Annotated in this window: 25 protein-coding genes; 13 read left to right on the top strand and 12 right to left on the bottom strand. The window is 67.1% G+C overall.

The features are described from left to right. Positions 1-142 precede the first annotated feature (142 nt). Together ABEG18_RS06120 and ABEG18_RS06115 are read left to right on the top strand one after the other, a co-directional pair. Positions 143-895, top strand: coding sequence for a hypothetical protein (locus ABEG18_RS06120; RefSeq protein ID WP_406857203.1), 753 nt, complete (start codon positions 143-145; stop codon positions 893-895). Further along, the gene (locus tag ABEG18_RS06115; RefSeq protein ID WP_406857202.1) at positions 892-2,022 is read left to right on the top strand and encodes a TAXI family TRAP transporter solute-binding subunit; all 1,131 of its coding nucleotides are present in this window, start codon (positions 892-894) and stop codon (positions 2,020-2,022) included. The genes ABEG18_RS06120 and ABEG18_RS06115 overlap by 4 nt, the downstream gene beginning before the upstream one ends. Positions 2,023-2,225: 203 nt before the next feature. On the opposite strand, the gene ABEG18_RS06110 is transcribed toward ABEG18_RS06115, so the two are convergent. Beyond that, positions 2,226-3,524: a pilus assembly protein TadG-related protein gene (locus ABEG18_RS06110; RefSeq protein ID WP_406857201.1), complete on the bottom strand. Its 1,299-nt coding sequence runs from the start codon at positions 3,522-3,524 to the stop codon at positions 2,226-2,228. A gap of 264 nt (positions 3,525-3,788) precedes the next feature. Here ABEG18_RS06110 and ABEG18_RS06105 point away from each other — a divergent pair, with 264 nt between their 5' ends. Together ABEG18_RS06105 and ABEG18_RS06100 are read left to right on the top strand one after the other, a co-directional pair. Then, positions 3,789-5,279: a pilus assembly protein TadG-related protein gene (locus ABEG18_RS06105; RefSeq protein ID WP_406857200.1), complete on the top strand. Its 1,491-nt coding sequence runs from the start codon at positions 3,789-3,791 to the stop codon at positions 5,277-5,279. 677 nt (positions 5,280-5,956) lie between these two features. Then, positions 5,957-7,165 (top strand): DUF2382 domain-containing protein, encoded by a 1,209-nt coding sequence (locus tag ABEG18_RS06100; protein ID WP_406857199.1) that lies wholly within the window; start codon positions 5,957-5,959, stop codon positions 7,163-7,165. Between the two features lie 153 nt (positions 7,166-7,318). Here ABEG18_RS06100 and ABEG18_RS06095 read toward each other — a convergent pair whose 3' ends face one another. After that, positions 7,319-9,772 carry an FG-GAP-like repeat-containing protein gene (locus ABEG18_RS06095; protein WP_406857198.1) on the bottom strand — a complete coding sequence of 818 codons (2,454 nt, stop codon included), beginning with the start codon at positions 9,770-9,772 and terminating at the stop codon, positions 7,319-7,321. A 1,176-nt stretch (positions 9,773-10,948) separates the two neighbouring features. Then, entirely contained in the window at positions 10,949-11,095 is a 147-nt protein-coding gene (locus ABEG18_RS06090) for a hypothetical protein (RefSeq protein ID WP_406857197.1), read from the bottom strand. A gap of 405 nt (positions 11,096-11,500) precedes the next feature. Between ABEG18_RS06090 and rfbC the strand changes: the two genes are divergently transcribed. The 5 genes from rfbC (at position 11,501) to ABEG18_RS06065 (ending at position 16,462) form a co-directional block, all read left to right on the top strand. After that, a complete protein-coding gene (rfbC, locus tag ABEG18_RS06085; RefSeq protein WP_406857196.1) occupies positions 11,501-12,058 on the top strand; it encodes a dTDP-4-dehydrorhamnose 3,5-epimerase in 558 nt (185 codons plus the stop codon). Between the two features lie 77 nt (positions 12,059-12,135). After that, a complete protein-coding gene (gene rfbB, locus ABEG18_RS06080; RefSeq protein WP_406857195.1) occupies positions 12,136-13,194 on the top strand; it encodes a dTDP-glucose 4,6-dehydratase in 1,059 nt (352 codons plus the stop codon). 3 nt (positions 13,195-13,197) lie between these two features. Beyond that, a complete protein-coding gene (gene rfbD, locus ABEG18_RS06075) occupies positions 13,198-14,085 on the top strand; it encodes a dTDP-4-dehydrorhamnose reductase (protein ID WP_406857194.1) in 888 nt (295 codons plus the stop codon). A 22-nt stretch (positions 14,086-14,107) separates the two neighbouring features. Next, on the top strand, positions 14,108-14,986 hold the full coding sequence (gene rfbA / locus ABEG18_RS06070) for a glucose-1-phosphate thymidylyltransferase RfbA (protein ID WP_406857193.1): 879 nt from the start codon (positions 14,108-14,110) through the stop codon (positions 14,984-14,986). 529 nt (positions 14,987-15,515) lie between these two features. Next, positions 15,516-16,462, top strand: a protein-coding gene (locus ABEG18_RS06065) for an IS630 family transposase (protein ID WP_406857192.1) whose coding sequence is annotated in 2 segments (ribosomal slippage) — positions 15,516-15,852 and positions 15,852-16,462 — 948 coding nt in all. Because the reading frame shifts where the segments join, the coding sequence is not laid out codon by codon here. A gap of 12 nt (positions 16,463-16,474) precedes the next feature. Here the strand turns inward: ABEG18_RS06065 and ABEG18_RS06060 are convergent. From ABEG18_RS06060 to ABEG18_RS06040, 5 genes are read right to left on the bottom strand one after another with little or no spacing between them, the layout of a single operon-like run. After that, a complete protein-coding gene (locus ABEG18_RS06060) occupies positions 16,475-16,813 on the bottom strand; it encodes a hypothetical protein (RefSeq protein WP_406857191.1) in 339 nt (112 codons plus the stop codon). Between the two features lie 7 nt (positions 16,814-16,820). Beyond that, on the bottom strand, positions 16,821-17,384 hold the full coding sequence (locus ABEG18_RS06055) for a hypothetical protein (protein ID WP_406857190.1): 564 nt from the start codon (positions 17,382-17,384) through the stop codon (positions 16,821-16,823). Beyond that, positions 17,356-17,892, bottom strand: coding sequence for a hypothetical protein (locus ABEG18_RS06050; RefSeq protein WP_406857189.1), 537 nt, complete (start codon positions 17,890-17,892; stop codon positions 17,356-17,358). The genes ABEG18_RS06055 and ABEG18_RS06050 overlap by 29 nt, the downstream gene beginning before the upstream one ends. Further along, entirely contained in the window at positions 17,889-18,113 is a 225-nt protein-coding gene (locus ABEG18_RS06045) for a hypothetical protein (protein WP_406857188.1), read from the bottom strand. Before ABEG18_RS06045 ends, ABEG18_RS06050 begins: the two co-directional genes overlap by 4 nt. 6 nt (positions 18,114-18,119) lie before the next feature. Beyond that, a complete protein-coding gene (locus ABEG18_RS06040) occupies positions 18,120-18,392 on the bottom strand; it encodes a hypothetical protein (protein ID WP_406857187.1) in 273 nt (90 codons plus the stop codon). A gap of 560 nt (positions 18,393-18,952) precedes the next feature. On the opposite strand from ABEG18_RS06040, the gene ABEG18_RS06035 reads away from it, so the two are divergent. Beyond that, positions 18,953-19,279 (top strand): hypothetical protein, encoded by a 327-nt coding sequence (locus tag ABEG18_RS06035; RefSeq protein WP_406857186.1) that lies wholly within the window; start codon positions 18,953-18,955, stop codon positions 19,277-19,279. Positions 19,280-19,284: 5 nt separating this feature from the next. Here the strand turns inward: ABEG18_RS06035 and ABEG18_RS06030 are convergent, their stop codons facing one another. From ABEG18_RS06030 to csgH, 4 genes are read right to left on the bottom strand one after another with little or no spacing between them, the layout of a single operon-like run. Beyond that, complete coding sequence (locus ABEG18_RS06030) at positions 19,285-19,902, bottom strand: hypothetical protein (RefSeq protein ID WP_406857185.1); 618 nt, start codon at positions 19,900-19,902, stop codon at positions 19,285-19,287. Between the two features lie 49 nt (positions 19,903-19,951). Further along, positions 19,952-20,413 carry a curli assembly protein CsgF gene (locus ABEG18_RS06025; protein WP_406857184.1) on the bottom strand — a complete coding sequence of 154 codons (462 nt, stop codon included), beginning with the start codon at positions 20,411-20,413 and terminating at the stop codon, positions 19,952-19,954. A gap of 2 nt (positions 20,414-20,415) precedes the next feature. Beyond that, a complete protein-coding gene (locus ABEG18_RS06020; protein WP_406857183.1) occupies positions 20,416-21,183 on the bottom strand; it encodes a hypothetical protein in 768 nt (255 codons plus the stop codon). Positions 21,184-21,194: 11 nt separating this feature from the next. After that, complete coding sequence (csgH, locus tag ABEG18_RS06015; protein ID WP_406858542.1) at positions 21,195-21,515, bottom strand: curli-like amyloid fiber formation chaperone CsgH; 321 nt, start codon at positions 21,513-21,515, stop codon at positions 21,195-21,197. A gap of 303 nt (positions 21,516-21,818) precedes the next feature. On the opposite strand from csgH, the gene ABEG18_RS06010 reads away from it, so the two are divergent. The 3 genes from ABEG18_RS06010 to ABEG18_RS06000 all read left to right on the top strand — a co-directional run bounded on the left by ABEG18_RS06010 (position 21,819) and on the right by ABEG18_RS06000 (position 24,865). Next, positions 21,819-22,838: a hypothetical protein gene (locus tag ABEG18_RS06010; RefSeq protein ID WP_406857182.1), complete on the top strand. Its 1,020-nt coding sequence runs from the start codon at positions 21,819-21,821 to the stop codon at positions 22,836-22,838. A gap of 186 nt (positions 22,839-23,024) precedes the next feature. Continuing rightward, positions 23,025-23,969 carry a CsgG/HfaB family protein gene (locus ABEG18_RS06005; RefSeq protein ID WP_406858541.1) on the top strand — a complete coding sequence of 315 codons (945 nt, stop codon included), beginning with the start codon at positions 23,025-23,027 and terminating at the stop codon, positions 23,967-23,969. A gap of 11 nt (positions 23,970-23,980) precedes the next feature. Further along, positions 23,981-24,865: a lytic transglycosylase domain-containing protein gene (locus ABEG18_RS06000; protein WP_406857181.1), complete on the top strand. Its 885-nt coding sequence runs from the start codon at positions 23,981-23,983 to the stop codon at positions 24,863-24,865. Positions 24,866-25,795: the final 930 nt, after the last annotated feature.

Genomic DNA, 25,795 nt, shown 5'->3' with positions numbered 1-25,795 from the left:
CCGCCGATCTCGTTCGATCGGGCTAGGACCGGCCTTGATCTAGGGCGCAGGTCTTAACACGGCAGGCCAGGTTGCACGTCGCAGGGTTCAGACCTTGGCTGATCGCGCCGACACAAGCCCCTCGCGGAAAGACGATTTCGACATGCGGCTTCCAGTCAACGCCATGGCGCTCGGCCTGATGCTTCAGGGCGCGGCGGCCTGGGCCCAGACGTCGCCCCCCACGCCCCGCAGCCCGCCCACCCCCCTGGCCATCGAAGCGGCCTTGGAGCGCTTCGACGCCATCCAAGCGGAGCTGATGCGGCTGTCGCAGGCGCCCCAAGCGCTGCGGGATGAGGCGACGGAACGCAACATCGACGCGCTGCTGCGGCGGCTGTCGAGCGAACAGGCGGAGCTGCACCGGCTGATGCAGGCCAGCGCCGAGGCCGACGCGGCGGCGGCGGCCGCCTCGGCGCGCCCCGGCGAGGCCGTTCCGGCCCGAGGCGGGTCGCCGGCGCCCGCCGCCCGGGCGGCGGCGCTGCGGCCTGACGCCGCCCAGTCGTCGCCGCCGGCTCCGGCCAGCGCCGCTCCGGCCGTCGCGCCGGCGGAAGGGGCGTCTGCGCCCCGGCCCGACGTCGCGGCGCCGTCGACGCCGGCGACTCCGGCCGGCGCGCTGGTGGCGCGCGGCCGCGACTTGTTCGAAGCGGGCGACATCGCAGGCGCACGCCTGATGTTCGATCGCGCGGCCAGCGCCAGGGACCCCGACGCCCTCGCCGCCCTGGCGCGCAGCTATGATCCGGACGTGCTCGGCCGGATGCGGGTGCGCGGCGTGCGGGCGGACCGGACCAAGGCCGACGCCCTTTATCGCGAGGCCCAGTCGGCGCGCGCCGCGGCGGCCACAGGAGCCCTCAAGCCATGACGCGACATGCTTTGATCGCCTGGGCTGCGTTTGCCTGTCTCTGCCTGTCGGCGGCCGACGCCGCGCTGGCGCAGGGCGGCCCCTCCGGGCGCGCGCCGCCGCCCGAAGGCGAGGCCGCGATCGCCCAGCGCATGAACGCCAACACGGTGACGGTGATCTCCGGCACCCCCGGCGGCACGTATTTCCGCATGGCCAGCGACCTCGCCTTCGCGCTCGACGACGGCGACGCGCTGCGCATCCTGCCGGTCCTTGGCAAGGGGGCCGGCCAGAACGCCTATGACGTGCGCTTTTTGCGCGGCATCGATCTGGCGTTCGTGCGCACCGACACGCTGGACCAGCTGCGGCAAGATCCCCGCCTGCGCAACATCGAGAGCCACATCGCCTATGTGGCCAGGCTGTTCAACGACGAGTTGCACGTGATCGCGTCGCGCGACATCACCGACTACCGGCAACTCGAAGGCAAGAAGGTCAGCTTCGACGTCAAGGGAAGCGGAAGCGACTATACCGGCCGGGCGATGTTCGACGGGCTCGGGCTCAAGGTCGAGGCGGTCAATGTCGACCAGCCGACGGCCCTCAAGCTCCTCGCCGCCGGCGAGATCGCCGCTCTGGTGTCGGTCGCCGCCAAGCCGGTGGCCGTGCTGACCTCGATCACCGACGCGGAGCGCTACCACTTTCTGGAGATGCCCTACACCGAGCCGCTGATGAAGAACTACTTCCCAGCCCGGCTGACGCATGATGACTATCCCAGGCTGGTCGCCGCCGGGGAGAGCGTGAACACGGCCGCGGTGGGCACGATCCTGGCGTCTTACGCCTGGCCCGAGCGCTCCGACCGCTATCGCCGCATCGCCCGCTTCGTCGACGCGTTCTTCTCCAAGATCGACGCTCTGCAGCAGCCCCAGCGCCATCCGAAATGGAACGAGGTGAACCTGGAGGCCAGCGTGGCGGGGTGGAGCCGCTTCCCGGCGGCGCAGGAATGGCTCGACGCGCATCGCGGCGGCGGGGCGGTCTCCGCCGCGACGCGGCAGGCGCTGCGCCGCGACCTGAGGGACCGGGCCCCCGATCTGCGGCCCGGCGAGCGCGACCGGCTGCTCGACGAGTTCATGCGCTGGCGCGCCTCGCGCCAGTGACGCGCCGAGGGCTGGCCGGTGGGAGCGGGGAGCGATCCGGCGTGCCGCGGCGGGCGCGCCGCCCTGCTGGCGCCCGCCACCCGACCCGTCACGACGCCGCGGGCGCGGTGGTCGACCTGCGGCGCCCGTCCCCGGCTATGGCCGGCATCTGACCTTTCGGCTCGACGCTGACAGGGATGAGCAGCTCTTCGCGCCGGTGGGATTCAGTTGGTGAGCCGCACGGAGTTGATGGACTGCCGGAACAGGGCCGTCATGGCGTCCGAGACGCCCTGCGACGGGCTGACCTCGAAGAACAGCCCGGGCGAGGCGCAGCTCGCCATCTTCTGGCTGATCGAGCTGGCGAAGGGCGCGATCCAGGTGTTGTACCAGCTGTTGGTCGGCAGCGGCAGGTAGGTGGTGTAGAGAACCGCCACCTTGACGCCCCGGTTCTTGAGCGTCGTGCACAGCGCAAGGTTGATCGGCGACTGGCAGCGCGTGCCGGTCAGGGGGCGCGAGCACGAGGTGGCGTTGTTCTCGTCGGCGACGCCGTCCGACACGAAGAACACGACCTTCTGCCGGGACGTCTCGGACGTGCCGTCGCCGGGGTTGGGCACCGCGGCGTTGAGGGAGGTGAGGACGCCGGTGAAGTTGGTGTCCATGTCGTTGTTGTAGCTGCTGTTGGGCACCGTCATCAGGTCGATCGCGCCGGCCGCGCTCTTGACGGACGGGATGTCGCTGCTGAGCGGCGCCACCGAGGTCAGGCCGGCGGCCGTGGCCGACGCGCCGAAGGTGTAGATGCCGACCCGGAACTGGTTGGTCACCGTGGCGGTGGTCCGCATCGTGTCCATGAGCTGCTGGGTGGCCATGCGCAGCACGTCGATGCGCATCGTCACGCCCAGCTTCTTGGCCAGGTCGTAGTAGCTCTTGGAGTTCGACAGGTCGTGGCAGGCGAAGGCGCATTTGTCGGAGGTGTTGTTGACCATCTTAGTGATGTCGGCGGTGGTGGCGCCCACCCCCATCGAGGGCGTGTTGTCCAGGAGGAGGTAGAAGTCGATATAGGGCGCCCGGCCGAGCGTCGCGGACGACGAACCGCGCACCGCTAGGCTCTTCACGCCGACGATCTGGGGCAGCGACGTCGCCGACTCGCCCGCATAGGAGACCACCGCGCTGCGCGACAGGGCTGAGTCGGTGACCGTAACCGAGAGATCCGAGAGGGTGACGCGCTTGAGCGTGCTCAGGCCCGACTGGAAGACATTGAGGCCGACCTTCTCGGCGTCGGCGGCGGAGCCGGCCGTGTAGCCGGCGGCGGCCAGCGCCGAGGAGTCCGCCAGGCCGTCCAGCTGCGTCTGCGACACCGCTTTGGCCTGCAGGTCCACCATGGCCCCGATGGACACCAGCACAGGCACCAACGCCACGGCGAAGAGAGGCGCGAGCGCTCCGTCCCGGCATGCTCCATAGCGCGTCGCCATGGCGGCAAGGACGCGGGTGACGGCGGCAAAACTGTGCGGGACGCTCGCGGCCATGGTGACGACCTTCGCCTTGCAACTCTCGATCCCACGCACCCTGGATCAAAACAATCAAGAGTCCGCTTTGATCATCGCGCTGTATTGATCTGATCTGTTGCATATCCATTAAGCAGACGCCGAGCGGTCCGTGCGCATGGCTTTGCGCGAGCGACGCCTGCGTCGGCAGGCTGGTGCGATCAGCAACGGACACGCGCGGACAGCAGCCCGATTCTCATTGTCGGACTGGTCAGTTTTTTAAGTTTTCTGTCGAAGTCTTGTCGGATGCGAGATCAAACCTCTAGTCGCTTCTTAGGCTCGGTCGAGGGCGCCCTGTCGGTCGTCGCCGGCGTGCTGGCGCCGTTGCTGGTCGGGTTGGGACTGGGCGCTGTCGACGTGACCGCGGTGATCCGCGAGCGCGCCGTGCTACAGGAGGCGGCCGACAGCGCCGCTTTGGCGGCCGCAACGGAGCTCAGGCTGGCGACGCCCGCCTCCCGACGCATCGCGTCGCTGGCCAGCGCCTATGCGTCCGCGAAGCTCAAGGGCGACGGCGCGTCGCCCGTCCCGGCGCCCTCAGCGCCGCCGAGCGCCAATTCGGACCGGCAGGCGGCGCAAAGCGAGACGGAAATCCTCGCCACGCCGCAAGGCCCCGTCGAGATCACGACCACGCTGGACCTGCAGAAGAATTCCGTCGAGACCCGGCTCAGCCGACACGTGCCCACCTACATGCTCAAATATTTCGGCGCCTCGATCGACGCGGTGCGGGTCGCCGCTACGGCGCGCCTGATGGGCGCATCGCCGCTCTGCATCCTGGCGCTTGAGCCGAAAGAGGACAAAGCGATCGCGCTGCTGAAGACCTCGCTTGTCACGGCGAAGGGCTGCGCCGCCCAGGCCAACTCGGCCTCCCACAACGGTTTGACGGTCGACGACGCCACGTCGCGGCTCACCGCCACCAAGGTTTGCGCCGGCACCACGCCCACCAAAGGCCCGGCTTTGGTGAGCTTCGCGCCGAGCCCGATCGCCTGCCCGCCCAGCGCCGATCCCTTGGCGTCCCGCACGCCGATCCCGACCACCCCGCCCTGCATCTCCGATCTGCGCGTCCGCAAAGGCGAGGCGATCACGATCCTCACAGGGCCCGTGGTGCAGTGCTATAAACGCATCGAGGTGATGGATGGCGGCTCGGTGACGATCCGCGGCGGCGGGGTCATCGCGTTCGGCGCGCCGCCGAAGGGCTTCGGCAAATTGGACGGCCTCATCGTGCGCAAGGGCGGGCGCCTCGAAACCGCGCCTGGCGACGGCGCGACCTTCTATTTCATGAATGGCGGCACCTTCGCCTTTCTATCCGGGTCGCTGGTCAGCCTGTCGGCTCCGACCGGCGGGCGCTATCCTGGCTTCCTGTTCATCGAGGACCCGAACGGCAAAGCCAAAAAGGACTACCACATCTCCAGCGTGGGGGTCTCCAAGCTGCTCGGCACGATCTATCTTTCGAAGGGCTATCTGCGGATCGACCTCGACGACGCGGCCGCCAAGACCGCCGTCGACGACGGCGACCCAGATGAGAACGACAGCTTGCTGCCGCTGCCGCCCGGGACGGTCCCGACGACGCCGACCGCCAACACGATCGCCGGCGCGTCGGCCTACACCATCGTCGTCGCCCGCAAGATCGAGGTGAAGAACAAAGCCAACCTCGTTATGAACAGCGACTATTCGGCCACGAGCGTTCCCGTTCCTGAGGGCGTGGGGCCGACAGGCGGCACCGTCGTCGTCTCTCAATAGCGGCTCTGCCTTACCGGTCTCCCGCCTCCCCGCCGCCCGTGGCGGTCCAAAGCGAGCACAGGAAACGGCTCGCTTTGGCCCCGCCCGTGATGTCGAAGCGTTGGACGTCGTCCCGTTTGAGCCAAGCCTTACGCATTGTGCGGACGGACCCGACAGCGCCTGGGTGGACGGGATCGAAAAGTTCACCGGAGCGCGGTCCATCGCTTTTGCAAAGGCTGGCGCTCGGCGTGCCGCTGATCGTCTGAACTGCTTCTTGCCCCTCCCTGCTATCCCGTTCAGCGCCGCGGGAGACTACGTCCCACATGCCTGCAATAACCGGTCATTGGCCGGCGGCCGACCGCTGCGCCGACTCTTTCGCACTGGGCTGAGAGTTCAGGGTCGTGCCGGAAAACACGAAAATTCCGCTCGATTAGAGAGCATCCGCCATCCGCCCGCCGCCTAAGGCAGCCTGATGTAGCGAACTCGCACCCGCCAAGGCGAGCGCGCCGCGCCGTTCGTCTTGTGGCGTCGGAACTGTGCAGCGTCGCAGCCGTTGGCGTATTGCAGTGCAGCAAATCCACCCTGCCGGCGAGTTGGTCGGCATGCCACTCTGGCGCGGCGCGGTGCGTGCAGACGTCAGATCGCATCGCATAGCGGCGCCCACCCCGGGCCCATCAAGGGTTGCTTCAGTGAGAACGATGAGCAGCAGTCTCGTCATTTCAGCAGTGCATCTTCAGCCAATTTCTTCAGGAGGACGAAACATGACGACAATCAGGCAACTGTTTCAAACCGGTCCCGCCAAGGCCAATGAGGTTTTCGCCAGGCTCGTGGACACGTCGGATGGGGCTCTCAAGACGCGCGAAAAGCTGTTTTCAGAGTTGAAGGACGAACTCGACCTGCTGGCTACTCTCGAAGAAAAGCACCTGTTCCCGGCCCTGAGGAGGAACACGGACACGAAGGAGCTGGTGTCGGAGGCTCTTTCCGACAACAAGGTGAAGCGGGCCCTCCTCGACGATCTGGCGCCGATGGCCAAAGACAGTGAGGAGTTCGCCACCAAGTTGGCGGAGCTGCGCAATGTCCACCAAAAAAGCGTTCGCACTGAGAAAAACGAGCTCCTGCCGGGAATCCTCAGCGCATTGAGCGACGAGGAGGCGCAGGCCGTCGTCGAGAAGATCGAGACCGAGAGGGCCGAGATCGAGGGCGAACGCCGGGCGCAGGCTGAGCAGCGCCGGGCCGAGGCGAAACAGAAGCGCGACGAGGACGGCCGGCTGGAGGCCGAGCGGCGCGAGGAGAGCGAGCGCGCCCAGGAGCGCCAGGCGGTCGCGCGGCAGACTCTGGACGCCGCCGCGCAGACGGGCGAGGCCGCGGTCGACGGCGCCACGCAGATCGCCCGGAACGCCGCCGCCGGCGCCCAGCGCGTCGCGATGGCGCCGATGACGACCGGCTCGGTTTTGTGGGACACCATGTTCGACCTGTGGACGGCGCCCCTCCGCCGCGCGGTCGCGCGGACGTCCAACGCGGAGGAGGAGGTCATCGCGCTTGCGGAGGAGACGCTGACCGTGGGCAAGAAGACGGTGGCCAGCGGCACCACGACCGTGCGCCGGTTCGTCGTCGAGTCGCCGGTCCAGCAGCAGGTGGCGCTCACCGACGAGAAGGTCATCGTGGAACGGCGCAAGCCGGTCAAGAACGCAGCCACGGGGGAGACGCTGACGGAAGTCACGATCGAGATGATCGAGACGACCGAGGTGCCGGTCGTCGGCAAGAGCGTCAGGGTGCGCGAGGAGGTCGTCGTGCGCCGGGAGCGCACCCAGCGGGTGGAGACCGTGCGCGACAGCGTCCGTCGCGACGAGGTCGAAATCACGCGCTCCAAGCCAAAGCCCCGTGAACTGACGTTGAGCCGGAAATAATCCGACCGGAAAGACCCCGTGCGGCGCGATCGACGAGATGAATGTCGGTCGCGCCGCCGCGCCGGCGTCGCCGCGATGGGGACCGTGCCGCGACGACCGGCCTCCATCAACCTGAGCTGGCGGTGAAACCGAGGCCTCACCGCCGGCATTTGATCAAATCAAGTGGTAGTCATTCAGGAGAACCGACAGATTCGTCGTGGCGTTTGCCGAGACGATGTCGACCCGTCCGTCGCCATTCAGATCGGCCGTGGCGATGGCTCCACTCGCCTGTCCCGTGTCATACTTCACCGGGTCAGAGAAGCCGCCATTTCCGTTGTTGTACAAGACAGACACTCCCACCTGACTGGCCGTGAACCACGGGTCCCCGTTTGAAACCACAAGGTCGCTTTTTCCATCTCCATTGATGTCGGCGACGCTCAGATCATAAGATCGCGTTCCGATCGTGTAGGCCCTCTCCGCCTGAAACGTGCCGTCGCCATTTCCGAACGCCACGTAGACATGGCCGCCGAGATCTGAATAGGCCATGTCTTGATGCCCGTCGCCATTCAGGTCGGCGTTGGCGAGAGACAGCACAGCCTCGTGCCCGGTGTTGATCGTCGCGGCGCTGGTCATGCTTCCGTCGCCGTTGCCGGTGTAGAGATGAACGTCGCCGTAGGAGTATCCCACGACCAGCACGTCGGATTTGCCGTCTTCGTTGAAATCGGACACGACCAGGCCCGTCGCATTGACGAGGACGGTGGACCATATTCCTGGGTAATTCACAGGGGCTTGAAACGAGCCGTCGCCGTTTCCTTTCAGGGTGTAGAAGCCGTTGGCGTAAGAGTTGCTGCTTACGATCGCATCGAGCTTCGCGTCGCCGTCAATATCGGCCAACCGTACAGTCCAGGGGGTCTCGCCGGCCGCATAGGCGACTGGACTCTGGAACGTCCCGTCTCCATTGCCTCGCAGCACCGAAAGGGTGTTCACCCCAAAGCCGTAATTTGTGACCACGAGATCGGTGTTATGGTCGCCGTCGAGATCGGCGGCCGCCACAAACGCCGTGTTCGCGCCCGCAGCGAAGTCCGTTTCGGGGCCGAACGACCCGTCTCCAGCCCCCAAGAGGACGCCCACCCCCGCCAGCCCGTTGGTGATGATCACGTCCTGGCGGCCGTCCGCGTTCACATCTGCGACGATCACATTGTTATGGGCCGCGCTTGGGAATTGACGCAACGCCATGGCCGGCGGGCCTTCGACAGCATCGAAAACAATGTTGTTCGACGCTGCGATCGAGCCACCCTGACCATCCAGCACGTCGTAGCTGAGGGTGACGGGGCCGTGATAGTCCTGCGAAGGAGCGATGGTGAAGCTTCCGCCGCTGTTGGCGACGATCGTCGCGTGATCCGCGGTCAGGTGAGCCGCGCTCAACACGCCTCCGTCCGGATCCGCGAAACCCGCGAGGAGATCGGCGGCGCTCAGCGTGTAAGGGGTGTTTTCTGTGCCGTGAGCAAGGACCGCCGTGGCTGAGCCCGACGGAGCATCATTTACGCCAGTGACCGTGATCGACGCCGTCTGGGTGGAACTGGCGCCATGGCTGTCCTTGACGGTGTAGTGGAAGATGTCCGTCGCGGACGCGCCGGGCGCCAGAGCGTCGAAGTGACCGCGCGGATCGTACGCGATCGTCCCGTCGGGAGATAGCGTGACCAAGCCCACAGCGCCGGTGGCGTCCACGGACACGCTCGCCGCATCGCCCTGATCCACATCAGCGAACACCGGCGACAGAAGAGTCGGCGTATCCTCGTTGGTCGAGGCCGAAAGAGCTTGCGCCACTGGCGCATCATTCCGTCCGGTGATGGTCACGGTCGCCGATTTGCTCGCGACGTCGCCGTTCGCGTCCGTCACGGTGTAGGTGAACGTCTCCGTGGCAGTCTGTCCTTCCGCGAGGGACTGCCAGTAGGTCGGATCCGGCGTGTAGGTCGCGTTCGCCACGGGCGCAGCCACATCGGCGAAATTCGTCGCGAGGACGACCGCGCCATGCAGAGGTTGCTGTGAAACAGAGATCGCTTTGACCAGATCCGGCACGCTGTCATTGGCGAGAAGGTTTACAGCTGGCCCAGGGCCGTCCTCGCTCGCCGACAGCGCATCGGAATTGAGGGTGACGGCGTGATTGCTGAGGTCCATCTTCACGCCGGCGACATAGACGTCCAGGTATTCGACGTTTTTCACGCTGAGATTGAAGGCTGTGAACTGAAAAGCCTTGCCGCCGGGGGGCGTCAGGTACTGCTGAGCGTTCGTCACATCCGCCTGAACATCGGCCCGGATCCACTCATTGTAGCTCAGTTGCAACTGGAGCCTATCTGCTGTCCCGGAGCCACCGTCATAGACGTCGGACGATCCGACATTTTCGCTTGCGCGGAAGATCAAGGTGTCGTTGCCAGAGCCGCCAATCAGCGTATCGCTTCCTGCGCCGCCATCGAGAAGGTCGTTGTCGGATCCCCCGTCCAGGTAGTCATTCCCTGCTCCAGCGTAGACGACGTCATTTCCGGACCCGGCTGTGATCTTGTAGCTGGTCGCCGTCCCGCGCACGTCGATGAGATCAGCGTTTGCGGTTCCATTGATGCTGGTTGTCATGACGGTTCTCCGGCTTGCGCGAACGGAATGACGGCTGTGGCTTAGTGAGAGCGATGCTCGTCCAGGGTGTTTCAGATCTCGATCAGAGCGCGGCTGTGCGGATCTCGTCCGGACGCAGTTCGTCCGGGAACGAGCCCCGTGGGATCGGTTCGATGCTGGATGACGCTGTCTTCGAGGCGAGCGCGGCGGATGACCGCGCGACGAGGCGTTAGGACGCCGCAGACACGGGTGGCTCTCGGCCCTTCTTCCGCGCCGCGCGCCAAGGCGCGCGGCGTAGACGCATCGCCGAGCTGGCCTCCCGCGCCGATCCTGCGCGACTTTTAAGGAGAGTTACTCGTAATTGAGGAGAGCTATCCGGAGCGCAATCAAGTTGGCGCGCAGATCAAGAGAGACGCTCTTTCCCGCACGCGAAAAGACCCCCACGGTCTCGCCACCGCCCCCTCCATCTTCATCGTATCGGTGAGAACTCATCGGATGATGATTAAACTGAGCCCTGGAATAACGAGGGTCAATGTTTTTAACGTAACTAATCCGAGAGGATTACTTGGCACCTGCTGTGGCCGCGAACCCGAGCTTTTTGTCGCTCCTCGATCGACGACGACGCCCGCCCTTATCGGGGCGGCCCGGTGGCGGCGCAACCGGTCAAGGTTCCTTATCGGCGCAATCGCGCGATTGGCGCCGAAGCCGGAATCACGGCGCAGTTCGTGCAGAACAACCAAGACGCTCTCCGTCCATCGTGGGACCGCGCGGGATCGCGGCCCAGTCGGAGACTCACCCCGATGAGGACGAGCGTTGCTGGAAGCGGTGGCATCGTTGCGTGGGTCTTTGGCGCGCGGGCGGCTCCGGCGCGAGGGCGGCCGTGGCGCCAGCGCCAGGCGGCTGGACCGGCCGGGGGGCGAGAAGCCGATCGGCGGGCCAGGGCGCCGAGCGAATGGCCGCCACGGCGGCGGCCCCCTGCCGCTGGTTTTGTTTCGCAGAGGGCGCTCCGCGACGCAGGCGGCCAGCCCAGGAGGGCGCGCTCGCTGGACGGCCGGGCGTCGGGCGCGACCGCCTGCTGGGGCGTGCGCGGCGCGTCGGCCGACGGCGGCGCGGCCATCCTGGGTGCGCCGCGGCGGGCGGCGGCGGCGCCATCCTGGGCGTTCGGCGCCCGGTTTCGGGAGGCGGTCCTAGCGGCTGTCATGGCGGCGGTCGGGGAGCCGGCGCGGCGTTCACCTGCGGCGCAGGATCGGCCGGCTCGGCCGCCTCCACCAGCCCGGTGAGCAGCCTCGTGAGGGCGAGGTCGCGGTCGCGGTCGCGGCGCAGCGTCGTTCGATAGCGCTGCAATAAAGCCGCCAGCGGCTCGAAAGGTCTGCCGGCTCGCCCGGCTGCGTCGGCGGCCTTTGCCGGCGAATCGGCGGCACGCTCGTGACCCAGGCCGGCGTCCGCGGCCGGAAGACGCTGCGCCCGCCGGTGCAAGACGGCGTGGCGGGCGAAGGCCGCGACGTCGGCGGGCGGCGCGGCGGGCCCGAACTACGAGCGACCCGGACGAGTTCGGCGTCGGCCACGCCTGCCGGCTGGGTTCGCCGACGGCTCCTTCACCCTCATCCTATAAGGTCGTTTGATGTTGATCGCCACTCCGTCGATGACAGAGCCGCCCCGTATGGCCTATAGGGCGTTCATCGCCATCGCCGCCCATGGCTTGAGTGTCGATTGGTGCTGAGCGGCCACCATGAGTCCGAGGATCGCTCCGTGACAGCGACGTCATCCCTCTCCCTCCCGCAGCCGCTCCTCCTCACCCCTCCCCGCTTCGGTGACGACCGCGGCTGGTTCAGCGAAACCTGGCGCAAGGATCGCTGCGCCGAAGCCGGGATCACGGCGGAGTTCGTGCAGGACAACCAATCGTTTTCGGTCCACCGCGGCACGGTGCGAGGGCTGCACTGTCAGCTGGCGCCCTTCGCCCAGGCCAAGCTGGTGCGGGTGCTGGCGGGGAGCATCTTCGACGTGGTGGTCGACCTGCGGCGCTCCTCGCCCTTCTATGGGCGGCATCAAACGTTCCGGCTCGACGCCGAGACGGGCGAGCAGCTTTTCGTGCCGGCGGGTTTCGCGCACGGCTTCTGCACGCTGGAGCCGCATACCATGGTGACCTACAAGGTCGACGCCTATTACAGCCGCGAGCACGACCGCACTCTGCTGTGGAACGATCCGGCGCTGGGCATCGCCTGGCCGGTCGGCGCCGGAGAGGCGATCCTCTCCGACAAGGACAGGGCGGCGCTGACTCTGGGGGCGCTTGGCCCGGTCTTCGCTTAGAGCGAAGGTCGTTGCATCATCGACGGACGGGCGCCAGCGCCCGGCTCGGCTCAGGAACACGTCAGCAGGCGAACCTCATGCGGATCCTCGTCACCGGCGGTTGCGGTTTCATCGGCTCCGCCCTCGTGCTGCATCTGGTGCGCGATCTCGGGCACGAGGTGCTCGACATCGACGCTATGACCTATGCGGCCAACCCGCTGTCGCTGGCGCCGCTGGCCAGCGATCCGCGCCACCGCCTGATGGAGGCCGACATCTGCGACGGGCCGCGCATGCGCGCGCTGCTATCGGAGTTCCGGCCGCAGGCGGTCATGCATCTCGCCGCCGAGAGCCATGTCGACCGCTCGATCGCCAGCCCGGGCGCCTTCGTGCGCACCAATGTGATGGGCACGCAGGCGATGCTGGAGGCGGCGCGCGGCCATTGGGACAAGCTGCCCGCGGCCGAGAAGGACGCCTTTCGCTTCCTGCATGTGTCGACCGACGAGGTCTATGGCTCGCTCGGGCCGGAGGGGTTCTTCACCGAGGAGAGCCGCTATGATCCGCGCTCGCCCTACTCCGCCTCCAAGGCGGCGTCCGACCATCTGGCCCGCGCCTGGGGCGTGACCTATGGGCTGCCGGTGCTCGTCTCCAACTGCTCCAACAATTACGGCCCGCGCCAGTTTCCGGAAAAGCTGATCCCGCTGATGATCCTCAACGCGCTGGAGGGCAAGAAGCTGCCGGTCTATGGCGACGGGCTGAACGTGCGCGACTGGATCCATGTGGAGGATCACGCCCGGGCGCTCTGCGCCATATTGGAGCGCGGGCGCGTCGGCCACACCTATCTGGTCGGGGCGCGCTCGGAGCGCACCAACATGCAGGTGGTGACGGCGCTGTGCGCGGCCTTCGACCGGTTGCGGCCCCACGCCGGGCCGCATGAGCGGCTGGTGCAATTCGTGACCGACCGGCCGGGGCACGACCGGCGCTACGCCATCGACCCGGCGAAGGTGGAGCACGAGACCGGCTGGACGCCGCAAAAGATCTTTGAAGAGGCGCTGACTGAGACGGTGGCTTGGTATCTCGATAACCAGGCGTGGTGGGGTCCCATCCGCGACGGCGTCTATCAGGGCCAGCGGCTCGGCCTTGCGGCCGCCCGGGGCTGATCCATGCGCATCCTTATCCTGGGCGGCGGCGGACAAGTCGGCCTTGAGCTGCAGCGCTTCGGCTGGCCGCAGGGCGTCAGGCTGCACGCGCCCGGCCGGGACGCGCTCGACATTACGGACGAGGCCGCGGTGGAGCGCGCCCTGGCGGGCGGTAATTATGCGGCGGTGATCAACGCCGCAGCCTATACGGCCGTCGATAAAGCGGAGCAGGAGGTCGGCGCCGCCTGGCGGGTGAACGCGCTCGCCCCCGCCCTGTTGGCCGCCGCGGCGGCGCGGGCCGGCGCGCCTTTGGTGCAGGTCTCCACCGACTACGTCTTCGACGGCGCGGCCGACCGGCCCTATGAGGTCGGCGATCCGGTGGCGCCGCTCGGCGTGTATGGGGCCAGCAAGGAAGGCGGCGAACAGGCGGTGCGCACCGCCCATCCGCGCCACGCCATCGTGCGCACGGCCTGGGTGGTGAGCCCGCACCGGGCCAATTTCGTCAAGACGATGCTGCGCCTGGCAAGCGAGCGGGCGGCGCTGCGCGTGGTCGACGACCAGCGCGGCACGCCCACCGTCGCGGGCGACCTCGCGGCGGCGCTGGCCACGATCGCGCTCCGGCTGGCGCAGGATCCGGCCGCGCCGGGTGGGACCTTCCATTTTGCCAATGCGGGCGACGTGACCTGGCGCGGCCTCGCCGCCGAGATCATGGCGCAGTCGGCGCGCCGCGGCGGCCCCAGCGTTCCGGTCGCGGGCATCGCGACGGCGGAGTTTCCGACGCCGGCGCGGCGGCCGCGCAACTCACGGCTGTCGACAGCGCGGATCGAAGCGGATTACGGCGTTCGTCCGCGGCCCTGGCGCGCGGCGCTGGGCGACGTGCTGGACCACCTAATTGGGCCCGCACGGGCGTGACGACATCGCAGCGGGGCGCGACATGAAGGGAATCGTACTGGCCGGCGGATCCGGCACCCGGCTGCATCCGGCGACCTTGGCGATCAACAAGCAGCTTTTGCCGATCTATGACAAGCCGATGATCTATTACCCGGTGTCGGTGCTGATGATGGCCGGCATCCGCGACATCCTGATTATCTCCGCGCCGGACTATCTCGACAATTATCGCCGGCTGTTCGGCACGGGCGAGCAGTTTGGGGTGTCCTTCGCCTACGCCGTGCAGCCGCGCCCGGAAGGGCTGGCGCAGGCCTTCGTCATCGGCCGCGACTTCGTCGGCGGCGACCGCGTCGCCCTGGTATTGGGCGACAACGTCTTCTACGGGGCCGGCCTGATCGACCTCTTGAAGCGCGCCCATGCGCGGGAGACCGGCGCCACGATTTTTGGCTATCACGTCACCGATCCCGAGCGTTACGGGGTGGTCAGCCTGGACGCGCGCGGACGCGCTACCCAGATCGTCGAAAAGCCCACCGCGCCGGAGTCGCACTGGGCCGTCACCGGGCTCTATTTCTACGACAACGCCGTGCTCGACATCGCCGCCGCCGTGCAGCCCTCCCCCCGCGGCGAGTTGGAGATCACCGACGTCAACCGCGCCTATCTGGAGCGCGGCGACCTGCATGTGGAGCTGATGTCGCGCGGCTACGCCTGGCTCGACACCGGCACCCACGACAGCCTGCTGGAAGCGAGCGAATTCGTCCGCACCATCCAGCACCGCCAGGGGCTGCAGATCGCCGCGCTGGAGGAAATCGCGTTTTCAAACGGCTTCATCACTCGCGAGCAGCTGTTGAAGCGGGCCCTTTTGTTTGAGAAGACCAGCTACGGGGCGGCGCTGCGTCGTCGCGCCGAAGACGACGCTGCTGGTTGAGGCGACGCGCGCCGCCGCGCTGGCGGTTCTCGGACGGCTCCTTCGAGAAGGTCAGCGAGTTTGAATCCTGCGGCCTCTACCGACGGCGATCGTCATACCACGGCAGCGCGCCGATCGGTGCGTGCTGACGCCTCGCGGCGCGAAGTCGCTCAGCGGCCGAACCGTCCCAGCCTGCCGCCAGTCCGGTCAGGGCTGGGTGACGGTAGAGCCCGAAGCAGGCGCTCTGCACGAGGTTTTGGCAGGACCGCGGCCCCCGCCCGCCCCATAGCGAAGGCGCCCCTGCTCCAATCTGTCCGCACGCCTGCTCCATGATGGGCCGCCAGCCGCCGCGCTCACCCGCGCGGCGTTCGCCCGGCTGCTAAAGCGCCTGTCTGGGCCAAGCAGAGTGTGGGGCGATACGGGGCCCGCCTGCGCAGGCCCGGTCGCCGCTCTGCCCTAGAGCGGTTTCCGAGCTGAAGGAATCGAAGCGGATTCCCAAATCAGCGCGAGAGTGATTCAAGCTGTCTGCCGGGGCTGGGGGCCGGCAGGCATGTCGAGAGCACTGTCGCTTGATCTGCGGGTTCGTGTGCTGGCCGCCGTTGAGGCCGGCGCGTCGCATCGTGAAGCGGGCGAACGCTTTGGCGTGAGCGCGGCCAGTGTCAGCCGATGGCGGCGATTGGCCCGTGAGCAGGGGGAACCTCGGCCAGGGCCGCTCGGCGGAGATCGTCGCTCGCAGCGCATCGAGGCGCACGCGGCGGTCATCCGATCCCTTGTCGATACCAAGCCGGACATCACGCTGTCGGAGATCAAGGCCGACCTGTCGGAGCAGGGTGTGGCGGTAGGCATCGGCACCCTCTGGCGGTTCTTTCGCCGGCACGGTCTGACGCTCAAAAAAAGTCGGCGCATGCCGCGGAGCAGAGCCGGCCGGACATTCTGAGGCGGCGGCAGGCCTGGTTCGACGACCAGCTTGATCTGGAGCCGGAACGCCTGCTCTTCATCGATGAGACGTGGGCGACGACCAAGATGACGCGGGCCAGGGGACGAGCCCCTCGGGGCCAGCGGCTGCGCATGAGCGTGCCGCACGGGCATTGGAAGACCACCACCTTCGTGGCCGGCCTGCGCTCGACAGGGATGGTCGCGCCCTTCGTCATCGACGGACCGATCAACCGCGACGCGTTCGAGACTTATGTCGAGAAGGTCCTCGGCCCCGAGCTGGCGCCAGGCGACGTCGTCGTCATGGACAATCTGTCGAGCCACAAGGGTCCGCGCGTGCGCCAGATGATCGAGGCGGCAGGCGCGAGCTTGCTCTACCTCCCGCCCTACAGCCCCGACTTCAACCCCATCGAGAACGCCTTCTCCAAGCTGAAGGCCCTGCTTCGCAAGGCCGAGGAGCGAACGGTCGTTGGCCTCTGGGACGCCATCGGCCGTATCGTCGACCTCTTCACACCAGCCGAATGCGCCAACTTCTTCGCAGCAGCCGGCTACGATGCAGTCTGATCGGAAATGGGTCTAGCGTCCGGGGTAAGCCGCCCGGTCGGCGGCCGCGTCAGCGGCGATGGCGCGCCGGCGGGCGTAGATTTCTGCAAGGTCTGGAAAACAGGCCCCGATCCGGTCCTGCCAGGCTTCCAATGCGCACCGATCCGCCGTTCCAGCCGCCACGGCCTCCGTCAGGATGCGCTCGCGAATGGCGAGGATTTGCATCGCCGTTTCCAGTTTGAACCCAAGCAGCTCTCCCGCCAGTCTTCTGCTGTCGCTGCTCGCAGGCTCGTCCTGCATGCCCCCGAGGTGAAAGAGCCGGCGCTCGCGCTCCGCGTGGACGGCGAAGGCCCGGATCTGCTGAAGCAGCAATGCGAGCTCACGGCGATCGCCGAGCCGAACGGCCCGCCGACGGCGCTGGTCCAGATCGCGCAGCGTTGCGATGCTCCGCCAGTTTATGGTTCTGGAGCTTGCGCTTCGGCGAGACCGCGGCGGCGGCGGCGAGAGCGGCTTCCAACGCGTTGTGGCGGCGCTTGAGCTCTTCGGGCCAGGCCGCGAGAAAGGCGCGTTCCGACGGCAGCAGATGCGCGCGGCCCTGCTCGGTGCGCCATCCCTCCTCGACAAGCAGCTCGTCGGCCATCGCAAAGAGGCCGGCCTCATCATAGCCTTCGAGGCTCGTGGCCTCGGACACAGCCTCATCGCCATCCTGCATCCCGTAGGCGAGGCGCTCTTGCGCCTCGATGGCGGCGAAAAGCTTGGCCTCAAGCACGCAATTTTCTTGAAGCGTGACGTCGCGGATGCGCTGCGCCCGTCGCCGGCGGGAAGCGATGTCGGTCCAGGTCCGGCGATGGGCGTCCAGACGCTGGCGCGCGAGGTCGCCCGCCAGGACGTCCTCTTCGGCGCTGCCCGAGCCGTCATCGGCCATGGGTCCCACCCTCGTCATGGGCTCCGCCTCCGTTAACGGCGCCGCTTTCAGCCGGTTCGGACGGCGGCGCCGGCCCGGCAAGCAGCTCCTTGACCAGCGCGTCACGCCCCTTGCGCAGCGCCGTGGCGTAACGCTCGGCGAGCGCGGCCGCGAGGCCGCCAGGAGCGGGCGCGGCGCTCTCGTCCAGCGGGTCGGCTGCGGTCGCCGCCGCGCCGCCGGCGGCCGGTTCGGCCCCGTCTTCGGGCGCCAACGGCGGCGCAGCGCGGCAGGCGCTGGCGCGGCGGTGGCGCAGGATCGCCGCGGCGGCGGCGCGCGGCAGCGCTGCGCCAGGTTGCGCCCCAGTCTCGGCCTGCAAGACGCGCTCGATCTCGCCGAGGAGCGCGCGGTCGGCGGGTTCGGGAAGGACGGCGGTGAGGCCATGGCGGCGGGCGTTGAGGCGCGAGCGCATCTTGCCGGCGGCGCTGCGCGGGCCCGTGCTCTTTTGCGCGTTGCGACGGTTGGCGGCGATCTGGCGTTCGGAGGTCATCGCTGGCCCCGTTCGAGGAGAGCCGAAGGCTGGCCCGCAAGCGCGGCGTCGCTCAGGCCCAGGGCCGCCGCGGCGCTGCGCAGCAGGAGCAGCATGTGCAGCGCTTGGTCGCGACCGCGCTTGGCGGAGCTCTTGAGACCGTCGATGCGCTGCAGCTCCGCCAAGCAGCGGGTGGCGGCGCGGGCCTTGACCGCCTCCAGGTTGATCAGCCCCGCTCCCAACGCCGCCTAGCAGGCCGCCAGCGCCTCGGACTCGCCCCGCCACCAGCCCGCGGCCAGGCGCGCCGCCTCGGCCTCGCGCGCCGCCTCGTCCTCGCCGGGACCGCTCGGACCGGCCTCCAGCAGCAGGGCTTCCATCAGGTCGCGGGCCTGGTTGGCGACGACGTCGAGCGCTGCGCCGTCCAGCCGCAACATGTGCCAGACCTCTTCGACGAAATCCTGGACGTAAACCATCTCCAGAAAGGACTGCGGCGCCGCATCGGCGATGACGGCGGCCCGCAACTCCTCATAGAGCCGGGCCGATTCCCCCCAACAGCCGCGGCGGGGCGAGGCGGCGCATCAGAGCCTCGCGCAACGCTTCGGATGCAAGGGCGGGTGGGATGATGTCGTCACGACAGGTGCAATCCATGGGCTTGGGCGCTTGGTCAGGCGTTATCAAACCGTAAAGTACCGCCTTATGGTTCAGCAATCCTTTGTCGAAGTCGGATGCCAAGGGCTGGTAGGCAGTCTAGCTCCGCAACGACGCGAGTTGATGGGCGTCGTTGTTCAGGGCTCTTCAGGCGCGGGCGGGTCAGAGAAGCGGAGGCATCGGCTTGTTGCGAGAACAGGCGCCTTAAGCGGATCAAGAGTTCGGACTGAGCGATGACAAGCTCTGCACCTTAAACGGCTCGGCCTGCGAGGTTGGCGGCGCGCGACGCCGCCCAGCCTTGATCACATCACGGCCGGTCGGGATGGAAAGGGCCTTGGATCTTGGTATTTTTACGTTGACCCGTGCAGTTGGCCCAAGTCGGCGCTGACAACGGCGTCGAAACGATTGCGAGGCCGCAATGAGGGATTTTTGGATGGTCGCGGTGATGATCGCGCCGATGGCGGCCGGCGCTCAGGAGCACGCACCGCCGAACGTGAATGAATGCACCTTCCTGAAGGAGCCGACCGCCCTGCGAGATTGCATCGACCGCTTCGAGGGCGAGTTGCGGCCTCAGATCGACGAGAGCCGCGTCCCGGAAGGACCGCTTTCGCCCGTCCCCGACCAACCGCTGACCTCCGCCGCGGGTGCGATCCCCGGTCGGCCCGGCGCCTCCTACGGCTCCCCCGCCCACCCCATCGCCGAACGACCAACACGGATTCCGCCGCCGGTCTATATCGACCAGATCCCTCCGCGCCGGTGAAGCGCTTAGCGACGGATCCTGTGCGGGTTCACCTGCAGGATTTCGATCTCGCTCGGTTCGCCGACGGGAGGCTTGGCGACATTCGACCTCGGCTGCGCGCTGGGCTGCGTCGGGCCGCGCGCCGCCTGTACTTGCGGGGCGGTCTGGGGCGGTGCGACTTGACGGTTCGCAGCGACGCCGTCCGGTCGATCGAGGCGTCCCAGGCGCACATTGACGAACTCCACCTTCTGCTGGCGCGGATCAAATCCGCATTCGTAGGTGATCCGGACCCATTCCTTTTGCGGGCTGAGGAAGCGGATCGAATCGCCGCGATAACGCACCGCGCTCTCGTTCGCCCCCGGCGGTTCGGCCTGTTGAAAGATGTTGATAAAGGGTCGCGTGACCCATTCGTAATCGGTCGGCGCCTCCGCTTCGACCCGGCGCGCGCACACCTTCGCGGCGGGTTCGGAGTTGGCCCGAATGCAAGCCGCATCGCAGGCCGCTGGACTTGCGGCCGGCGTGGCCGGTTCGGAGCTCGGCGCGGCCGGTTGGGACAAGGCCGGCATGGCCAAACAGACGAAAGCCGCCCCAAAGACGCCAAGCCAAAGGAAACTGGGCTTTGCAGGCACAACAAATAAGCTCATCAGGGGTCTAGCGCTCGCTCACGAGGTCAAGGACAGAGGCCGCCGCTGCTCAAGGCCCCGCGGGCACCGTGACAGACGTCACGCTCTGACCGTCGTCGATGGTGACCTGGACGTTCGACCCGATCCGGTTGAAGCTGATGACGGTGCCCTCGAACGCGAAGGTTCCATTCTGTTGGGCGTTCTCGCCGAAAATCGACTGGGTGATCTTATTGGCCAGCGAGGAGTAAAGCTGCGATTGCAGCTGCCGGGCGAAGAGCTGCCCCGGCGTGAGCTGGTTCTGCGTGGAGGACGTCGACTGGCTGAGCGCTGAATTGAGCTGACTGCGATGCTGCTCGCGCCGCGTGAACTCATTTTGCGCCGAGGCTTCCGACTGCAGCCAATTACCGTTCAACGGGCTCCCACCAAAGGAGGGATTGACCGGCTGATAGACCAGCTGACTGGCCCCGAGTGGAAGGGAGATCAAGGTTAGGGTGAGCGCCGCCGCCGCACCCGCAAACAAAGAATGACGCACGATTACTTCCCTGTGCCGTGGCCGGGTTGAGCACCCGGCGTCAAAAGCGGAGCTCCGCCGGAGCCGACCTGGGTGACGTTGATGGGTTGTGAGCCGGCGCCGACGACGGAGACAGAACCGTTAAGCCCGTTTCCGATCTGGCTGACCGTCACTGGATTGTTGGAGCCTTGAACCGAAAGGACCATCAGGTTGCCGGCCGTCGAGGATGACTGCGTCAGCGACACGGCGTTCGCATTCCCGCTGATCCCGACGTCAATCTGGTTCTGCGGACCGGACTGCGACGCATCCAAACGATTGGACGCGCCCCGCACGCTCAACCAGCCATTCGATGACGATCCACCCAACGCGTTTGCAGCGCCCGTCTGCTGCAACGTCACGCTGTTGCCGGCGCCCGTCACCTGCAGATGGGTCATGTTCCCTGATCCGTCCTGCATGAGAACCGTCGTGTTCGACCGCCCCTCCGCATTGAGGTATCCGGCATTGCCCAGGCCTGACTGGGTCGCGTCTGTCCGATTGCCGCCGCCGGCGCCCAACGCGCCAGGGACGAGGAGCGTGGGATCGATGGCGTAAGTCGGAATGACGCTGCGGCCCGAGGTCACGAAATCGGACGAAGGTCGATTCGGGCCGCCGGACAATGCCGAACTCTGGTCGGCCCGTCTGACCTCAACACCCGCAAACAACGCATTCTGGGCCTGTGCGGGAAGAAACAGCGCCGCTGCCCAGCCCACCGCCCCGAGGATTCGCCCGCCGACGCCGGACGACCGGACCAACCGCGTCGCTCTCACTTCACGCGCTCCCCGCGCCGCGTGCAGACGGCCTCTTGACCGTCGGCTTCCGCGGTCAAAACGACGTCAAAGCTCCCGCCAGGCTCGATCCTGACCGAAACGCGTCCGACGGCGGCGGCCGACCCTGGCCGGGCAATGAACTCGCCGGCCTGGCGTATGTTGGACGCTCCGGTTGGACCTGACTTACGGACGGTGATCACGTATTTGCCGCGCGCATCAGTTTGGGCCGATATCGCCCCCCACAACACGACCGCATCGCCGGCGATCTCTTGGGCGACGTCGCAGACAAGCGGCGGACGAGGCGGGTCAACATGCATCCCGATTGGCAAGGCTAATCCCCTGATTCACGCCTGATTGAACTACAAGCAGGCCCCGCTGTGAAACCCCAATCCGACCCATTTCGGCAAAGCGCAACACATAATGTCCGCTGCGCAGCTAAGCGCTGCTGAACTGTATGCGGCATTTACGATAAATTCAAGTTAGGTTGTGCAGGCAAGCTTATACTCCATGTTAGGTATTGATTAACCATTCCCCGCCCGGTATTAACGTACTGTTAACGCCTTAAGCGCCGCGCCCGGTCGGGCGCTGAACGGCGGTAAGGACAGGGAAGGAAAAGAGAAATGAAAACCAACATCGTCGCCGTATCTGTGAGCGTCGCTGCGCTTTTGATCGCAACGTCTGCCTTCGCGGGCAGCAACAACACTGTCGACCTCACTCAGTCGGGATCGGCCAACAGCGCCACGACCTCTCAGGAAAATGAGAGCGCCTATAGCCGCTACATCAAGATCGACCAGAATGGGGTCCGCAACAACGCCGCAGCGACGCAGGGCGCAGGCTCGACGAACAGCGCCATCTATATCGACCAGTCCGGAAACGGCGACGGCGGCGGCTCGACCTTCGCGACCGCCACTCAGGGCGCTGGCAACAACAATAACGCTTACATCAAGCAGAACGCTACCTCCGCCACCGCCACAGTCTCGCAGGATGGGTCTAACAACACCGCCTACGCGACCCAGGAGCAGGGCGGCCAGTCAATGTACGGCGCCTCGATCCAGATCACGCAGACAGGGGTGGGCAATAACTTCGCCAACGCCGTCCAGAAAGTGGGCTCTGCGTCTGCGAAGATTTGGCAGGGCGCCGACGGTAGCCATGTAGTGAATTCTTATCAGAACGCCGGAACGTCGAGCCTTGAGGCGACGCAGTTGGGCTACCACAATGAGGTCTTCAGCACGCAGGGCGCCGGAAACGGCAACGGCATGTCCGCCTATATCTATCAGGCAGGGACCAACGGCTACGTCTACAACTATCAGAACGGTAATGACAACCACTTCACTGGGATTACGTATTCCGGCAACAACAACCGGATTTACAACACCCAGGTTGGGCATCATGGCTCCGCCACGGTGACGCAGTATTCCGGCGACAACAATTACGTGAATGTCACGCAGGCTGGGGATAACACCGGCGCTGGCGACGAGACCGTGATCGCGCAGGCGGGCTATAACAACAGCGTCACCGGCTATCAGGCGAACGGCGCGGGCGGGGCCAAGAACCATGCCGACGTGACGCAGAACGGAAATTCGAACGTCGCCAACTACTCTCAGGTGGGTTCGGGCAACTTCGCGTCGATCAAGCAGTAGTCATCCCAACAGGCGGCGGGGAGGCGCCCTCCCCGCACCGATCTCCGCATTAAGTCTGAAGCTGTCGGGTCTGTGATGCTGATGCATCACAGACCCGTTTTTCGAAAGCTTAGGCCTGAATGCGCGTTGACGGCAGAACCAACTCGCCATCCATTGGCCCCGAGGCTCGGCGACTCGCCATTGGCGATTTATTTGGATTTGGGCGCGACGTTAAGCCGATCTCGCCGGGGACGTTACGTGCGCAATCTTATTCTTGTTTTTCTCACGGCGACGGTGCTGTCCGCTTGCACGAGTCTCGCCGGTCGGGAGCCGTTCGAGCAGGCGCCGGAGGTGACGCCGTCGTCGCCTACAGGGATCAATCTCGCGACGCTGCCGCCGGCGGCGCGGCGCATTGACGTGGCGGTGTACAACTTCCCCGACCTGACGGGCCAGAATAAGCCGAATGACGTTGTCGCCGAGTACTCCCGCGCCGTGACCCAGGGCGGGGCCGCCTTCGTCATCGACGCGCTCCGGCACGCCGGCGGCGGCGGCTGGTTCAATGTCATCGAGCGCGGCGGGCTCACCAATTTGTTGCAAGAGCGGCAGCTTATCCGCGCCACCCGCACCGAGTTTGAGGGCGAGGCCGCCAAGCCGCTGCCGCCGATCCGGTTCGCGGGCCTGCTGATCGAAGGCGGCATCATCGCCTATGACGCCAACACCACCACGGGCGGCGTCGGGGCCCGGTATCTCGGCGTTGGCGGCGACGTGAAATATCGCCGCGATGTCGTCACGGTGGCTATGCGCGTGGTGTCGGTGCAAAGCGGCGAGGTCTTGACCAGCACTACGGTCACCAAAACCATCTATTCGATTGCGCTCACCGGCGACACGTTCAAATACATCGCCATCAACCGCATCCTGGAGCTCGAGGCGGGGGTGACGCGCAACGAGCCGACCCAACTCGCCGTGCGCGAGGCCATCGAACTCGCCGTCTATTCCACCGTGATGGAAGGCGCCCGGATCGGGCTGTGGCGGTTCAAGGACCGCGCCGCCGGCCAGCGCCTCATCGAGGAATATCTGGTCAGGGACAAGTCGAAGACCATCGACGGGCCGGTCGAGTCCAGCCCCGTCGCCATGATCAGCGCCAAAGGCTGAGGTCCATCCGCATGCCCCGCCACATCCGTCCTGCGTCGGTGAGCGGGCGTCGTTTCGTCCGTTTGATCGCCATCTTGGGCGCGCTGGCGGCCGGCGTCTCGGCGCGGGCCGTGGGGACCGCCGAGGCGCGGGAGGGCGGGTCCGATCGCCTCTGGGCTGGGACGGCGGAGCCGGCGCCCAGGCGCGGCGTCGTCGCAGCGCGGCCGGACGCGGCGCGCCGATGGTGGGATGATTTGACCGGCAAGACACGGGTGCCGGAGCTCATTGCGGCCTCAGCCCGGGCGACCCAGCTGCCCGGCGCGTTCCTAGGGCGGCTGTTGCGCCAGGAAAGCGGGCTCGATCCCCGGGCGGTGAGCCGCGTCGGCGCTCAAGGCGTGGCTCAGTTCATGCCCGCCACCGCCGCGCAGCGCGGCGTGGCGAACCCCTTCGATCCGAATGAGGCCATTCCCAAAGCAGCCGAGCTGCTCCGAGAGCTGCGCGAAGAGTTTGGCAATCTTGGCCTCGCCGCCGCCGCCTATAACGGCGGTCCTGCGCGGGTGCGGGCGTGGTTGTCGGGCAAGACGGCCTTGCCGCTTGAGACGGAGCGTTACGTATTGGCGGTCACCGGACAAACGGCGTCGAGTTGGGCGCCCGGCGGCGCGCTGGCGGCCACAGGTCCGGTGGGCGGCGACGGCGGCTTCGGCGGAGAGATCCCGCTTGATCAAGCGTCGGCGCGCGCGGCTGCGTCGCGGCGCCACAAGCCGGGAGCGGCCACGACGTTTGCTGGTGGGATCCAGCCCTTCGCGGCGCCACCCAACCAGACCCTCACTTTGCTCAAGCCCGTGACCGGCGAACGGGCGCTGTGCGATCTTCTAGGCGGGCGCGATAAGTCATGCGTCGTGCAGGCGTCCTATTGATGGGGGACCCCCGGCAAACGGATCGCGGCGCGCCGCCCAGTTGGCGCCCTTGGGCCTGGGCCGTCCTGCTAATCGCGTCTGTGGGAGGACCCGCCTCAGCCCAGTCAAGCGTGAACGACTGCACTTTGATCCCTGACGCGGCGGAGCTGCGCCGCTGCATTCTGCGCTTTGAGGGGCAAAGTGGGACGCCGGGTGGGGCGGCGATCGATGCGCCCCTGCCCGCGCCCGAGGCGACGACCCCGGAGCCCGCGCCCCGGGCGCCGAAGGCGACCGCACAGCCGCTTGCACCTGAGCCGCCGGCGACGGCGCAGGACTGGCTCCGGCGTCCAGCGGCGCGGTCGTCGCAGCGTCCGCTGATTGACCTCTCGGGTGAATAGTCGGCGCCTCAACGGCTTCATCGATCCCGAGCAGCTGCGCCAACCGGCCCAGCTGTTCGGGAAGACGAGCTACGGGATCGCGCTGGGGAAGCAGGCTGCGAAAGGTGCCGTCGCGGCCGCGCCCGGCGGCGCGCATCAGCCTCTCCAGGCCGATCAGGACCGGCAATTTGGCGGCGACGGCGCGGCCGGTGACCGCCGCCCGCGTGATACGGTCGGCACCGAACAGCGCCGCGACGCGGGCGGCGGCGTCGGGCTCGCCGCCACCAGGCGGCGGCCAGGGCCGCGGCCTCGGCTTCGCGCCGGGCCGGATCGGGGCCGCAGTCGCGGTCGGGTGGTAGCGCTTGCAGCAGATGCAGTTCGACGAGATCGCGGGCCTCGTTCCCAATCGCCGCGACGCGCGGCGCCGAGGCGGCGCCAACGCCAGACCTCGTCGATTAACTCCTGGGCGTAGACGCGCTCGGTGGTCGTGACGGGCTTCAATTCGACAGGACACGGGCGCAGGGCGTCGTAGGAGGCCTGGCTTTCGCCCGGCAGCAACGGCAAGGGCGGAAGC

The organism is Alsobacter sp. KACC 23698 (genome assembly GCF_045348435.1).
In the GTDB taxonomy this organism is placed as follows: Bacteria; Pseudomonadota; Alphaproteobacteria; order Rhizobiales; family Beijerinckiaceae; genus Alsobacter.
Note: the sequence above shows the minus strand (reverse complement) of the source record. Positions and strands in the feature narration are given on the sequence as shown.